Below are 13,959 nucleotides of genomic sequence, written 5' to 3'. Positions count from 1 at the left end.
AGTTGGGCACCACTTTTGCTTTGCCCTTACTGCCTGTTTCGTCGAGTAATAAATAGCAATCGAGTTTGGATTTAGCCACATCAATACCGAGGTAAAACATGATGAGAATCTCCTTTAAAATGCCCAATTCGCCCATTTGCCTTGTACATGCAGGGTCAAAGCCCTTGGCTACCGTTCAGTGTCTTGACTGGCGAAAGGAGTAAGGTGAAGGGTTCAATCTACCTTGCAAGGTCTGTGCCTTAAAGTGCCGCTCAAGCTCACTTCACCTCATGTGATACTAGCTAAGCATCACATTGAACAAGATACAAAGTGCCGCGCGGCATTAGCGCGACCATGCTGAGAAGAATATGGATGCATTTAGCTTAAGTGAAGCATTTTTTCATCAGCCTTAAATCTGAAGATACCCATGAGCTTATGGGTATTTAGCGGTATGCCAAATTAATTAATGGATAGAGAGATATACATGAGCAAAGACTATTTACTTGATGAAAGCCGGATGAAAAAAGTCGCCACCGGCCACGGCCTGTGCGTGGCTAGCGATGAAGTGACGATTGAAGGCTATCCGGTTGGGCTGATGTATAGAGAAAAGCCAAGCAAAGCGGGTGATAGCGGCTGGCGCTTTTTTTCGGGTTGTGAAGAAGAGGCTTTTCTGAATAATCCAAAAAATCACAGTGAATTGGATGTGAACGTCATCGCCAATTACGACAGCAGCGTTGTGGCTTTACTTGATTCGCCAGTCGGCAGCGTATTTGAAAAAGGCCCTGATGCTGAAGATTTTGTTGCCGTGACGGATTGGTCGCCGCTAGATTAAAAATTTGGATATTCACCCATGAAGATTTTGATTGTTGGAGCTGGACGTGGTTTGGGGCGCGCTTTTGTTGAAGGACTGGCACAGGCTGGTGATATTGTAATTGGTATTTCACGGTCACAGCCAAGTGACTTGGTGCTACCTGTCGGAGTTGAGTTGCAATGGGTTGCGGCTGATTTAAGCGAGCCATTGCTTGCTTGCCGTAAAATTGAGCAGGTTTTGCCCGAGCAATTGGATGTTGTGATTTGCAATGTGGGTATTTGGGAAGAAAAAGCGTTTAGTGCGGAATATGATTTCCTCGCCGATAGCGACGAGCAGATTGTCCAGATGATGAACGTGAATCTAACATCGACGATTTTGCTATTGAAACGGTTCATTCCTCGCTTATTAAAGTCAGCAAAGCCACAACTGATCTTGACTGGCTCTACTTCTGCACTGACTCGCTCTGGCCGACCTGAAGTGGCTTTTGGCGCGTCCAAGTTTGGCTTAAATGGTATTGCCGATGCCTTGCGCGAGGGGTTTCGTGATCTGCGTCTGGCTGTGACGTGTTTACAACTAGGATATTTAAACACCGATGATGCTTTAAGTGTTCCACTCGCGCAGGCTAGCCAGCGTGGCGATGGTGATTTGATTCCGGTACATGATGTGGTTAGGCTAGTGCAAGCACTGTTGCAATTATCGCCTTCGTCTTACGTACGTGAGTTGGTGCTGCCCGCGATATTGGATGAACGTTTTTAACGATTAGTTTGCTAAGGAAAGGCCATGCCTCGTATTACGAGTAATTTTGACTCCGGCTCTATCGACGTGATCGATACCAGCGATGCCGCGAATATTCGCTTGAAATTGCGCCCCGATAATGCGTCTGATTTTGCGCAGTGGTTTCACTTTCGCCTTTCAGGCGCGCGTGATCAGGACTGTACTTTGCGGATTGAAAACGCCGGGCAGAGCGCGTATCCCGATGGCTGGCCCGATTATCAGGCGGTGGCGAGTTATGACCGCGAGAATTGGTTTCGTGTCGATACCGAATACGATGGGCAAACTTTAAGCATTCAACATACGCCGATGACCGATGCAGTTTGGTTTGCCTATTTCGAGCCGTACTCTTGGGAGCGGCATCAGGCTTTGATCGGCAATGCGCTTAGCCACGCGCCGTGGATGGATTTAATGCCACTGGGGGTAACGCCCGATGGGCATGATCTAGACATGCTGCGCATCGGTATACCCCTAGGGCAAAAGAAAAACATCTGGATTACGGCGCGTCAGCATCCGGGTGAAAGCATGGCTGAGTGGTTTGTTGAAGGACTACTGGAAACGCTGCTGGATCCAGAAAATGCGGTTGCGCGTAGCTTGCTTGAACATTGCGTGTTTTACATCGTACCGAATATGAATCCGGACGGTAGCGTGCGCGGCAATTTGCGCACCAATGCGCGTGGTGCAAACCTAAACCGTGAATGGGGCGCGCCAACTTTAGAGCGTAGCCCTGAGGTATTCTGGGTACGCGAACAAATGCAGCAGATCGGCGTGGATGTGTTTTTAGATATTCATGGTGACGAGAGCATTCCGCATAATTTTGTCGCCGGTTGCGAAGATAATCCGTCATTTTCAGCGAAACAGCGTGATTTGCAGAATACGTTTAAAGCCGCATGGCTGGCTGTGAGCCCCGATTTTCAAACCGAATTTGGCTACACCGACAGCCATTTTGGCCCTGAAACGTTGACGCTCGGTACCAACTGGGTGGGGCATACTTTTGATTGCTTGGCCTATACCGTGGAAATGCCATTCAAAGACACCGCCAGCCATCCGCTGCCCGAAGTGGGCTGGAATGGCGAGAGATCAAAGCAATTTGGTAGCAGCGTGTTGACGGCGTTATTGGCGGTCACTCTCAAGTTGTAGTCGGGGTATTGCTTTGAAAGCTATTTTTCTTATGGCTTGTAGCTAAATACGGTGATGCTTGAAGAGACGTAGCGTTGAATTAGCTAGTCGTGGAGCTTTTAGAATGTCACTGCGTTTATCCCTGCTGCTTGTATTTTTGGCTCTGCATGGCTTAGCAATTGTAGCGCCGCCAGACTCGTTGGCCGCGATCATTGCGGGTACAGTTTATGGGCCTTTGATGCTCTTTCAGGCATTCAATCTGCCTGTTTTGGGCTCAGCAGCTTCGGCGGGCTGGGCGGCACCTTCCTTGCTGGGCTGGGGTATTTTAATCCTTGTGTGGGCTGCCATTTGGTGGGGTGTCGCCAGTTTGATTGCTTGTGGATTGAAAAAGTTAGCAAGGAGTGAATGATGAACGACCCGAAAGTTGCGCAGTTATTGCATGATCTGGCTTTGGCGGATGGTGAAATATTAGCCATCGTTGAAGCGACAAGAGCACTGATTTACGCGACTGTACCGAGTGCGACTGAGCGCGTGATGTACGGTGGATTTATGTTTAGCGCTGCAGCGGATTTTTGCGGTGTATTTGCGTATAAAAAACACGTTTCGCTGGAGTTTGGTCGGGGTTGTGATTTGAACGATGCAGCTGGCGTACTGGAAGGCGGCGGGAAATTTCGTCGGCATATCAAATTATTGAGTTTGGCTGATGTGGAAGCGAAATCGTTGGCACAATATATTCTTCAGGCGCAGCAGTTAGATTGAGCAGATCAGATTGGGTGACTTACTAAGCAGGCAGGCGGCGCAGCGCTGAACCCGTTATACTGGCAAGCACATTGAAATGAGGATTTAACCGTGAACGCAAAAATCAAACGCCTAAGCAAACGCCAACAAAAACGCTATTTATTGCGTGAGGCCGAAAAAGTATTGTGCAATCTATTGATGAGCCCAACGACGCCGAGCAATGTACAAATCGAAGCCGCGGTTTCAGCGCGTTATAACGAGATTTTCAAAAACGCCTAAGCATCTCGCACGGTAAAGTGATCAAGCCCAAGGCCAGCAATGGCCTTGGGCTTTTTGCTGCTGATTGATTGGTTGTTGATTTAATACCTTGGCAAATGAGGTTTAGCGGCGTAAGTTAAGGAGTCCTACTTAGCACGAGAGCTTTAATATGCTCAATCCTTTTGCTACCGAGACGGTGACGTTTGAAACGCCGATTGCGATGTTGATTGCCTGCCATGATAGGGTGCGGCAGTACGCAGCGCTGACCGAAACTTTGGCGCGGCATGTGCAAAGAAATGGTGCGGATGCGGCCGCTGTTGCGGGCGCACAGTCGATTTTGCGTTACTTTGATGTGGCTGCACCGCTACATCATCAGGATGAAGACGAAGATTTGTTTCCGGCGCTAATAAGCCAAGGCTCGCCTGAGTTGGTGCGGCAGATTGAGACGGTGATGGCCGAGCACGACGAATTGGACGCGCTGTGGCAGCAAGTGCGAGTCAGCTTGTTGCACGTGGTGGCGGGTGATGGCAAAGCGCTGGATCTGGCCTTGGCGCAAGATTTTGCCTTGCGTTATCCTGCCCATGCAGCACAAGAGGAAACACAGATTTATCCTGCTGCAGCTTTACTCGATGCGACGTTGTTGGCGCAATTGGGGCGGAATATGGCGCTGCGGCGGCAGCTCAATTAGCGCTTTTATATATCGTCTTGTTATTGAATATGGTTTTGATATAGAAAATGGCGAAGCGGCTAGCTTCGCCATTGTGTTTAGGCGCGCAACTGGCGGCTAAATAAATCCAGCGCCAATTGATTGCCTAAACCCGCCAATTGTGGATCGTAGCGCTCGCCTTCGTCGCGCATAAACGCGTGTGGGCCGTTAAATTCATGCCACGTGAAGGTTTTGTCGGCGGCAACTAAAGCTTGATACACCAGCGTACGGCCGCTCGCAGGAATATGCGGATCTTGCTTGCCCCAAATCATCAGCAATTCGCCGCTAATGTCGCCAAGGCGTTCCATGCTGTGTTGCCCAGCAGTATTCGGGATGACGTTGGTGTGCAAATCGGTCGCATAAAAACACGCCGTCGCTTTAATTTCTGGCTGCAGCGCGGCGCGGAACGCCAAATGCCCGCCAATGCAAAAGCCCATCGCGCCAAACAAACCATTGCTCCAGCTTTGCGTTTTCGCCCACGCGATCATTGCGGCATTGTCGGTGTCATAATCTTCGACCGATTTGGCCATTTTGTCGGCATTGCCTTTATCGCGACCCGCATCGTCGTAGGCCAGCACAGTGCCAATTGGGTTCAGTTCATGAAACACTTCCGGCACGATGACGTTGTAACCGTAACCGGCAATCAAACGCGCTGCGCGTTCAATCGGACCCGTTTGCTGGAAAATTTCAGAATAAAACAAAATCGTTGGGTATTGCCCGCCAAGACTTGGCTGGTGAAGGTAAGAACGCATTACCCCTGTTGGCGTGACTAAGTCGTGGCTGGTGCTTTGAATCATCATGAGATTTTATTTCCTTTAAATTAAAAACGCCGAGCATATCGCTCGGCGCTAATCATTATTAGATCTTTGCTCGGTTTCTACGTACGCGAAGTCAACTTCATACAGTTTTCTCTTGGCTGCTATAGCTTGCCCACTGGTAATGGGGCGGATATTTGATAGAGACCAAGCCCAATAATTAGGCTCCCAAGCACTTGAACAGGCCGCAGCGACTTCGGATGGTTGCCACTCGTGAATTTCTTCAACATCCACGATGGCTACCGCTTTGCCATTGGGGTCAATCGGATTTTCAATAGATAAAAAAATTGAATTTTCCACGATCAATAGATTGCGAATTGGTAGCGATGCTGGACGCCAAGAACGGATTTCTAGCGTCTTTTTTCCAGAAGCGATATTTCGGCCATGTGGACTCACGATCGAAAGTGCGAGCATAGTTCCTTCTTTTACCTAACGTAAAATATTCACTTATGCCGCATTCGGCAATCCAAAGCGTGGACACAAAATAGTGTCCACCCTACGAATAATTTTAAACGCCAGTCAATTTTTCCAGCGCTTCGCGGTATTTGGCTGCGGTTTTTTCCGCTACTTCTTGTGGTAGTGCAGGCGCTGGTGGGGTTTTGTCCCAGCCGGTGGTTTCTAGCCAATCGCGCACGAACTGCTTGTCGTAGCTCGGTGGATTGCTGCCCGGTTGGTATTGGTCCGCAGGCCAGAAGCGGCTTGAGTCTGGTGTCAATGCCTCATCCATCAAGCACAGCGTACCGTGTTCATCGAGACCGAATTCAAACTTGGTGTCGCCAATGATAATGCCACGGGTCGCAGCGTATTCGCTGGCGGTTTTGTAGAGCAAGATTGCCGTTGCGCTGACTTTGGCGGCGAGTTCTGCGCCCAAGATTTCTTCGCAGCGCGCGTAGCTGATGTTTTCATCGTGGTCGCCCAGTTCGGCTTTGGTCGATGGTGTGAAAATCGGTTCGGGTAATTTATCCGCTTCGCGCAAACCGGCTGGCAAGGCGATGCCGCAGATGGTATTGCTCTGTTGGTATTCTTTCCAGCCGCTGCCAGCGATATACCCACGCACAATGGCTTCAACTGGAACGGGCTTCAGGCGTTTGCAAACAACCGCACGGCCTTCTACTTGCGGTAAATCTTCGGCTGAAACGACGTCTTCGGGTTGGTCACCCGTGAAATGGCTAGGCACCACGTCTTTGAGTTTTTCAAACCAGAAGTTTGAAATGGCAGTCAGGATTTTGCCTTTTTCTGGAATAGGTTCTGCCAAAATCACGTCAAATGCTGATAAACGATCCGTGGCGATCATCAGCATACGGGTGGCGTCGATTTCGTACAGGTCGCGCACTTTGCCCGAGTAGATTTTTTTAAGGCTGGTCAAATTGGTGGTAGTCAGGCCGGACATACGAGTCTCCAGTGGCAACAGATTGGCTGCATCGTAAAGCAAAAGTGTTCTTGCATCGTTGTCTCGCCTTGTCGTACTTCATGTACTGTCTGCAGCTTCGACGCCTTGCTATAAAACTTTTGCACGAGTACGTACTCAGCCAAGAATCAAGAATTTAGGGCGCTATTTTGCCTGAATTCAAGCGCTTCTGCATGCTTGTACGATGATCGAGATTGGAGGGGGTGGATTTACTTTAATGTTTGTTCTAAACGAAATACTTTCACTGCTTCGCCGCGATGATCCAAGCGGGTTTCCCAGCCTTCAATTGTGAAGCCTAGTTTTTGGTAAAACGCGAGTCCGATGGGATTGCTTTCGTAGCAAATCGTCGCGATGGCCTGTGATTGGTAGCGTTCTTTGGCGATGGTTTTGAGTGCGCTGATTAGATAATTGGCAACACCAAAGCGGCGACGTTCTGGGTGAACGATTAAATGCCCGATCCATGCTTTGCTGGCGCGCGGTTTGTATAGATTGGCAAAGCCGACAACACGGTCTTGATCGCAAACGACAAAGCCTTCTTCGTGGCTAGCCAGATGTTCGATCAATTGCAGTGCTTCGGCAGGCCACGCGGCGCGTGGAAAGACGTAGCGGAGTTCTTCAGCGCTACGTGCCCAAGACACAACGAGTAAGAGATCATCAAGCGTAGCTCGGCGGAAGGCGTATCGAGCGAGGACTTTCATAGTGGGTCGTCTATATGAACGGCGCGGGAAGTATTCGATGTTAACTGATGGCTGTCAGTATGGCGAAATTATCTACGTCGATTGGGTTTGGGTGTTGCAATGCTTGAGTGCTTCGCGTTGCGAGAGCGGCGACAGTGGGGTTTGCGCGACAAATTCAATCACCGCTTGCGGCGCGGTGCGCGCGTATTGGCGCAATGCCCAGCCGATGGCTTTGCGAATGAAAAAATCAGGATCTGTGCGATTGATGTAGCAGGCTTGAAATAGCCGCGCTTCGTCGGTGGCGGTTTTCCAGCTCAGCTGATAAATAATCGCGGTGCGGCGCAGCCACAGATGCTTTGAAGTTTGCCATTGATCGAGCTGTGGGATGAGTTCAGGTTCGCGGCGCGCTAAATCGCCAACCACTTTACTCGCCAGCGTATCGACGCTATCCCACCAACTCTGGGTGCAAATGAATTGCTCTATGACGGGCAGCGCCGCAAGGCTGAGCTGGCCGCGTACCAGCAATTCAATCGCGCAATAATGATATTCGCGCTCAGGCAGCTGCCATAGCGCTTGGGCTAATTCGAGTAAATCAGCTTTGCAGCATTGCTGCACCGCCGCGACTTCGACAGTTTTAATCAGTTTGCGGCGAGTCGGGGTGGGTATACCGATGAAGCTAAATTGATGCTTCATATAGGCGGACATACCCGCTGCACGAATCGGATTAACCGCGCTATTGAGCTGGTGCTGATATTCAGCCAAATAGCGCGCTAGCATTTTAGTCGTGGTGCAAAAATTCTCACGCAAGGCGCGAAGTCGAAGACAGTACAAATGGTACGGCGAGACAAAGCAACGATGTGTGGGAACTTTTGCTTTAACACTTACAAAGTTTCTTTGATCGCGTGGGCTTGTTCCAGCGCCGCATCGGCGCTGGCGGCGAGCACATTAAAATGGCCCATTTTCCGGCCTGGACGCGCGAGTTTTTTACCGTAGAGATGCAATTTGGTGTTCGGTGCAGTCATCAAGACTTCCCAACGCGGCTCGCTGCCATCTTCACCCCAAGAATCGCCGAGCAGATTGACCATCACGGTTGGGCTGAGCAGGTCGGTTTTTCCTGGATACAGGCCGCACATTGCGCGAACTTGCTGCTCAAATTGCGTCGTCAGCGTTGCGTTCAGTGTGTAATGGCCGGAGTTATGCGGGCGCGGTGCCATTTCATTGATGACGAGTTGATCGTCTTCGAGCACAAAAAACTCCACCGCCATCACGCCAATGTAATCGAGCTTTTCCGCCAATTGCATCGCCATTTGGCGCGCGCGCTCGGCGAGTTCAGGCTTGATACGTGCGGGCACAATCGATACATCTAAAATGCCGTTTTCGTGTTCGTTTTCGGCAATTGGGAAACAAGTGACTTCGCCAGAGCGAGTGCGCGTCACAATCGCTGAAATTTCACTGAGCAGCGGCATCATTTTTTCGAGCACACAGGGCTGGTGCTTCATTTCGGCGTGGGCAAAACGCACGTCATCGATCGTTTTAACGCGGATTTGGCCTTTGCCGTCGTAACCCAAGCGCGCGGTTTTTAGGATGCCGGGCAAATAAGCGGACAAATCGCCGTCCAAACAGGCTGAGGTTTTCACGGCCAAGAACGGCGCAACGTCGAGCCCCGCATCGCGGATAAAGGTTTTTTCGGCAATGCGATCTTGCGCAATCGCGACGCAATCGCCGCTGGGTGACATCGGCACGCCTTGCTCGGCGAGCCAGCGCATTGAATCGGCGTTGACGTTTTCAAATTCGGTGGTGATGGCGGCGCAGTGGCTCGCCATATATTGCAAGGCTTCTACGTCGGTAAAGGATTTGCACAGGTGTACATCGGCAAAATCCGCCGCTGGCGCGTGTGAATCAGGGTCGAGCACCGTGACGCCGTAGCCCATATTTTTGGCTGCGCTAGCAAACATTCGGCCCAACTGGCCGCCACCTAAAATTCCGAGCATTGCTGGTGGGAGGATTATTTTATTGCCCATTTTCATTATTCCTTAAATTCAATCGTGCGGCCTGAAGCACAAGGCAAACATTCGCTTGTCCGCCAGTTAAAATACCCAGAATGGCTGATGGCAAAATACTTTTATTGGCCATCTTCTTGATTCCTTATATTCATTCTGTGCTTTGCTGCTTGGTGCGATTTGTAACCGTATGCACCCATACCGTATATGACGCCACCCAACATACCGAAAGGCAGGGCATCAAATACCCCTGCCATAAAAGTAGTTTGGCCGCTCGCGTAGCGCAGAGCAGCCAAAAGGATACAGCATGGAACGCCCCAAAGTAGGCATCCTCGATATAACACCCAATACCAAAACGAGCGCATTGGGGGGGGCTTTACTGGATCGTTCATTTTACCTCAGTCTGGATTGATCCTTGTACGAGTAAGGTATAAGGATTAATCCAAATTTAGAGCTTATTCTACTGCAGGTAGTTCCATCGCCAGCACGGTTTGTTTTTGCGCTTCGCGGAAGGCATTGAGTTTGGCCGCTAGCTCTGGATTGTGATTGGCAATCATTGAAATCGCGAACAAAGCCGCATTGGCTGCGCCCGCTTCGCCAATTGCGAAAGTTGCTACTGGAATACCTTTAGGCATTTGCACAATCGACAACAATGAATCTTCGCCGCGTAGGTATTTAGACGGCACTGGCACGCCTAAGACGGGAACGATCGTTTTCGCTGCCAACATACCTGGCAAATGCGCTGCGCCACCAGCGCCAGCGATAATGCACGTTAGGCCACGTTCTGCCGCTGTTTCGGCGTACGAAAACAATAAATCTGGGGTACGGTGCGCGGAAACGACGCGGCACTCAAATTCGATACCAAACGCTTGCAGCTGTTTGGCCGCGTGCTGCATGACATCCCAATCGCTATTGCTACCCATTACTACACCGACTTGGATCATCGCGGCTACCCTCAAGGCAAAACACGCGATTTTACCGAAAAACATACAGCTTTTGATAGCAATCTCGACCAAAGGCAGCAAAGATAAGACAAATTTGTTGATTTATTAAATATCAGTATTGACTAATATTAAGGGCGGGGGCATGATTTCGTGTCTGCAGTGGTTTGCTGCATTTGTTTTGTTTCCATCCTATGTCTTTATTGCGCGCCGGATCTCATTGATCTGGCGTTTTTTTTGCTTACGGGTTGACCGTAATCACGACATAGTCATCATGCCAGCCCGGCATCGCGGGTTGATTACCATACACCAAAGCCCAAAACGTCACCAGCACGGTGCTACCAGCGCGTGAAACGGCACCGGTAATCGCGGTGCCATCGGGCGGCGAGCCAAAAACAATATTGCAAGGGCCGCCCCAATTGCCGTCAAGGCAAAGCTGATAATTTAATAATGAGCTTGGATTCTCGCCGCGCAGTTGTCGGCTACTGATACTGCCTGTGGTTTGTGAGGGGCCAGCGGTGACGGTAAAGCTGGTGATCTCGTTGCAAGTAATCGCCAAGTTAAAAATCCCGCGTACGCTACTACCTGTGATCGGATCGTATTGGCCTAAGGCCACTTCGGGTGGTGTGACTGAGCAGCCAGCCCAGCTCACGCCGCTGATCAAGAAGCTGAATAGTAAAATCCATAGTTTGGTACGCATTAGAAAGCCTTTTCGCTGCAGGTGATGGGCGCTAATTCGGTAATCACGTCGCTCGTTTGTGGAATGATGAGTTCACCGCTACATAAGTCTGAGCTAAAGCGGTAGCGCCCAGCGGTGAGTGCCTCGGTATAAAATCGGCCATCCAGCGCCGTTTGCAAGAGCACAGGCTCAGAATCGGTTTCTACTTTGATCCATTGATTAACCAAAGCTCGGCCATCGGCGCGCAAGAGCTGGCCGCTGATTGCAGCGACTTGGCGCGCTTGAAATTGCACAACGCGGCCATCGTTATTGCCGCTCAGAGTTTCTGTTTGCAGCCGTTCTAGGCTGTATTGAATCGGGATATCGTTTTGCTCAAGGCCGATTTGGTGGTAACCGTAGCTGGCTAGATCCGGTAAAAAGACAATACCATGTTCATCGGTCGTGCCGACTTGGCTGCCGTTGTGCAGTACGCCGACATTAGGGATTTCGGGTAGTTCAACGACGGCAAAGCTTTGCGTAATCGGGCGGGTGAGGGCGTAATGACCTTCGGTATAGGCTAGCGCGCCCGACCAAGCGGCTTGCCAATTGGTATTGGAGGCAATTGAATTATTACTGCGCATCATCGATAAATCGACTTGCCCATGCTGGCGTTTGTTCTGTGCCCAAGCCGTGTAATCCGTGCCATTGTCTTGTTGTTGGAAGCCAAAATTGTAGCCCCAGCCTTCGCCTGTGGGCGCACTTTGGCTGAAGTTGGCGCTGGTGAGGGTTTGATTATTTTCATAACGCGCGCTGCTGTAGAGATTGCGGCCTTGATCGAAAAACCACGAGAAATTTAAAAAGCCGTACCAGGTGTGGCCTGAAGCGCGATCTTGTAATTGCGCTTGCATGGATACCGACATTTGCCGCATTGGTGATTTGGTGTAGGCCAGCATATAGCGATTAAACGTCAGCGCATCGCTCGGACCAACTTGGCGGCCAATATCGATGCTCAAATTGCCAATTTGCTGATTGCCCCAGCCCATGCCGATATTAGCCGACCAATCGGGCGCGGTGAGGACTGAGTTTTCATCGTGCTTCAGAAAGTCTTTATCTTGCCGCCGCGCATTGGCTGAAATACTCAAGGCCTGATTAATGTAGCGATACTGCATTAATTGCGCCGCGCCGCGATTTTGTTGATCGTGTTTGGCCCATGCAAACGCTGTCGCCAAAGTGCCGTAAGTGGCGAGGCCAAAGTTGGCCAAAATCCCGCTGCTATTGCTGTCCGTATTGCCACTGGTTTGCGCGCCCAGCGTAAACCAATCTGTGACGCCAACGCGCTGATACGCTGAATAAGCGAAATCTTGGTAGCTATCAAAACTGCCGCTTTGCCGCGCCAGCCCCGCGCTGTAATTAAAATCAGAAAGTCCCGCTTTGAGCAAAGAATCATCAAAGTAATACGGCACGCTAATTCGCTGCGCATTGCCTGCCGCATCACGAATGACGATTTCGACATTTTGCAGCCCAGAAAAAAAGCTTAAATCATTAAAGTTATAAATACCCGGTTGCAGATTCTGCGTGCTGACGCGCTGACCGTTCAGGTAAATCTCTGCCGTTGATGGCTGCGTCACTGAGGCTTGGGTGCTAAAGCTGGGGCTGCTATTAAAATTGGGCTGCATATTAAACACGCGCGATACGCTCACGCCGCCCATCGTTTGGCTAAAGCCCAGTGCAGCCGCCGATGGCGAAATATCGCCAGCGCTGGCGCGCAACATGTTTTCCGGCTGATCGTAATCGAGCGTGGTATTGAGGCGAGTCCAGCGATGTTGGCTGTTTTGCGTATTAAACGAATGCGCGCTACGGAAATTCCATGCACCCTCATTCAAATTGAGGGTTGGATTAAATTGATATTCCAGATCCGAGCCTTGGCTAAAGGCGGCAAGCTGATAATTGAGGTATCCAGAAAATGGTGCAGGTGCTGGGAACGAAGCGCCTCGATTGCGGTTGAGGCTGACTTGCCGTTCACCAAATTCGCTGGCTGCGGCATTGAGCGATAGACTTAAGTCCGCCTCGTTCATTTTACTTTCAATGCCGATCAGTTTATCTGCACGAAAAAAGACGCGACCCGCAATAGTCTGCTGCTCGCCATCAAGGGTATTGATCCCTGATCCTTTGATTGTCTCCGCTGCAAGCCAATACCCGCCTTGATCGTAAATGGCAGGCACATCGCCTTGCTCTACGCCGTTGACGGTGAGCCTAATAATCAGTTGTTCGGCAGCCAGTACCGGTGTGCAGTACAGGCTGGCCAGCAAAAGGAGCTTTAGTTTTTGCACGCGCTTTTTGGAATCACCAGTTGTTGAATAATCGGACTGCGATCCGTTTCGATAACGATACGTTGCGGGCTCTCGCCCGCGCAGGCATTGCTGGGCAAAGCAAGTTGGTAGCTGCGGCTAATGCCGGGATGCAAATACCAATTATCAAATTGATTAATGGCTGCGCCTTGATTACCAATCGTGATGCGGTTGAGTCGCTGCGTGACATTGCCTTCATTACTGAGCGTAAAGCTGAGTTTTTGCTGCTCAATTTTAAACGGCGACGCTTGTAAATTCATATTTACCGTACTGGGCTGAATAAAAACAGGTACGCCAAAACTCACCACCATCGCGAGTTGGCCGCCTTTTTCGCCGTCGGTAGGCAGATTCGGTTGCTCATTAAAATACAGGCGATAGGCGTGCTCAACGGTATCGCTGGCGGTTTTTCGCGCGATACGGACCACTTGTTTTTGTTTGGGCTGCAATTCAAATTGGCGGGGGAAGTAGATTAATTCATCGGGTGCACTGACATAGACATCGTTGCCGCTGGCATCTTGCGTCCAGCGTTTGAGTTCGAGTGCAATTCTTAACGGTGCGTCGCCATTATTGCTGACGGTAATGGCTTCACTTTTGCTTTTTGCCGCGAGTTCAACGCGGATTGGGCTGACGGCAAATTGCCCAGCCCAGCTTAGCGCGTGGCTTGCCGCTAAGATCGTCGCCAAAATCCAACGCATGATGCGCCTTTAATTCCAATGAAGAGAGCTTCATT

The 13,959-nt window shown here is 50.4% G+C and carries 17 protein-coding genes; 7 read left to right on the top strand and 10 right to left on the bottom strand.

What is annotated here, in order from left to right; translation table 11 throughout:
- The first annotated feature begins 463 nt into the window (after positions 1-463).
- The 7 genes from Q320_RS0117805 (at position 464) to Q320_RS0117775 (ending at position 4,364) form a co-directional block, all read left to right on the top strand.
- The gene (locus Q320_RS0117805; RefSeq protein WP_027470128.1) at positions 464-811 is read left to right on the top strand and encodes a DUF2185 domain-containing protein; all 348 of its coding nucleotides are present in this window, start codon (positions 464-466) and stop codon (positions 809-811) included.
- Between the two features lie 18 nt (positions 812-829).
- Positions 830-1,546 carry an SDR family NAD(P)-dependent oxidoreductase gene (locus Q320_RS0117800; RefSeq protein ID WP_027470127.1) on the top strand — a complete coding sequence of 239 codons (717 nt, stop codon included), beginning with the start codon at positions 830-832 and terminating at the stop codon, positions 1,544-1,546.
- Between the two features lie 24 nt (positions 1,547-1,570).
- Positions 1,571-2,701: a M14 family metallopeptidase gene (locus tag Q320_RS0117795; protein ID WP_027470126.1), complete on the top strand. Its 1,131-nt coding sequence runs from the start codon at positions 1,571-1,573 to the stop codon at positions 2,699-2,701.
- A gap of 103 nt (positions 2,702-2,804) precedes the next feature.
- Positions 2,805-3,089, top strand: coding sequence for a hypothetical protein (locus Q320_RS0117790; RefSeq protein ID WP_027470125.1), 285 nt, complete (start codon positions 2,805-2,807; stop codon positions 3,087-3,089).
- Positions 3,086-3,439 (top strand): DUF1801 domain-containing protein, encoded by a 354-nt coding sequence (locus Q320_RS0117785; protein ID WP_211251257.1) that lies wholly within the window; start codon positions 3,086-3,088, stop codon positions 3,437-3,439. Before Q320_RS0117790 ends, Q320_RS0117785 begins: the two co-directional genes overlap by 4 nt.
- Before the next feature lie 90 nt (positions 3,440-3,529).
- Positions 3,530-3,697: a hypothetical protein gene (locus Q320_RS21685; RefSeq protein WP_156939110.1), complete on the top strand. Its 168-nt coding sequence runs from the start codon at positions 3,530-3,532 to the stop codon at positions 3,695-3,697.
- Between the two features lie 148 nt (positions 3,698-3,845).
- On the top strand, positions 3,846-4,364 hold the full coding sequence (locus Q320_RS0117775) for a hemerythrin domain-containing protein (RefSeq protein WP_027470123.1): 519 nt from the start codon (positions 3,846-3,848) through the stop codon (positions 4,362-4,364).
- Between the two features lie 77 nt (positions 4,365-4,441).
- Here Q320_RS0117775 and Q320_RS0117770 read toward each other — a convergent pair whose 3' ends face one another.
- From Q320_RS0117770 to Q320_RS21115, 10 genes are all read right to left on the bottom strand, one after another.
- Positions 4,442-5,182 (bottom strand): dienelactone hydrolase family protein, encoded by a 741-nt coding sequence (locus Q320_RS0117770; protein ID WP_027470122.1) that lies wholly within the window; start codon positions 5,180-5,182, stop codon positions 4,442-4,444.
- A 48-nt stretch (positions 5,183-5,230) separates the two neighbouring features.
- Complete coding sequence (locus Q320_RS0117765) at positions 5,231-5,611, bottom strand: ASCH domain-containing protein (RefSeq protein ID WP_027470121.1); 381 nt, start codon at positions 5,609-5,611, stop codon at positions 5,231-5,233.
- 94 nt (positions 5,612-5,705) lie between these two features.
- The gene (locus tag Q320_RS0117760) at positions 5,706-6,587 is read right to left on the bottom strand and encodes a phosphoribosylaminoimidazolesuccinocarboxamide synthase (protein WP_156939109.1); all 882 of its coding nucleotides are present in this window, start codon (positions 6,585-6,587) and stop codon (positions 5,706-5,708) included.
- Between the two features lie 227 nt (positions 6,588-6,814).
- Complete coding sequence (locus Q320_RS0117755) at positions 6,815-7,303, bottom strand: GNAT family N-acetyltransferase (protein WP_027470119.1); 489 nt, start codon at positions 7,301-7,303, stop codon at positions 6,815-6,817.
- A gap of 72 nt (positions 7,304-7,375) precedes the next feature.
- On the bottom strand, positions 7,376-8,059 hold the full coding sequence (locus tag Q320_RS20480) for a DNA alkylation repair protein (protein ID WP_051534874.1): 684 nt from the start codon (positions 8,057-8,059) through the stop codon (positions 7,376-7,378).
- A gap of 104 nt (positions 8,060-8,163) precedes the next feature.
- The gene (locus tag Q320_RS0117745; RefSeq protein ID WP_027470118.1) at positions 8,164-9,303 is read right to left on the bottom strand and encodes a 5-(carboxyamino)imidazole ribonucleotide synthase; all 1,140 of its coding nucleotides are present in this window, start codon (positions 9,301-9,303) and stop codon (positions 8,164-8,166) included.
- Positions 9,304-9,737: 434 nt separating this feature from the next.
- Positions 9,738-10,226 (bottom strand): 5-(carboxyamino)imidazole ribonucleotide mutase, encoded by a 489-nt coding sequence (gene purE, locus Q320_RS0117730; protein ID WP_027470116.1) that lies wholly within the window; start codon positions 10,224-10,226, stop codon positions 9,738-9,740.
- Between the two features lie 238 nt (positions 10,227-10,464).
- On the bottom strand, positions 10,465-10,923 hold the full coding sequence (locus Q320_RS0117725; RefSeq protein WP_027470115.1) for a spore coat protein U domain-containing protein: 459 nt from the start codon (positions 10,921-10,923) through the stop codon (positions 10,465-10,467).
- A complete protein-coding gene (locus Q320_RS0117720) occupies positions 10,923-13,211 on the bottom strand; it encodes a fimbria/pilus outer membrane usher protein (protein ID WP_027470114.1) in 2,289 nt (762 codons plus the stop codon). Before Q320_RS0117720 ends, Q320_RS0117725 begins: the two co-directional genes overlap by 1 nt.
- Complete coding sequence (locus Q320_RS21115) at positions 13,199-13,924, bottom strand: fimbrial biogenesis chaperone (protein ID WP_051534873.1); 726 nt, start codon at positions 13,922-13,924, stop codon at positions 13,199-13,201. Before Q320_RS21115 ends, Q320_RS0117720 begins: the two co-directional genes overlap by 13 nt.
- Positions 13,925-13,959: the final 35 nt, after the last annotated feature.

This window comes from Deefgea rivuli DSM 18356 (assembly GCF_000620145.1).
In the GTDB taxonomy this organism is placed as follows: Bacteria; Pseudomonadota; Gammaproteobacteria; order Burkholderiales; family Chitinibacteraceae; genus Deefgea; species Deefgea rivuli.
The sequence above is the reverse complement of the archived record's forward strand: the minus strand, read 5'-3'. Positions and strand labels throughout refer to the sequence as shown.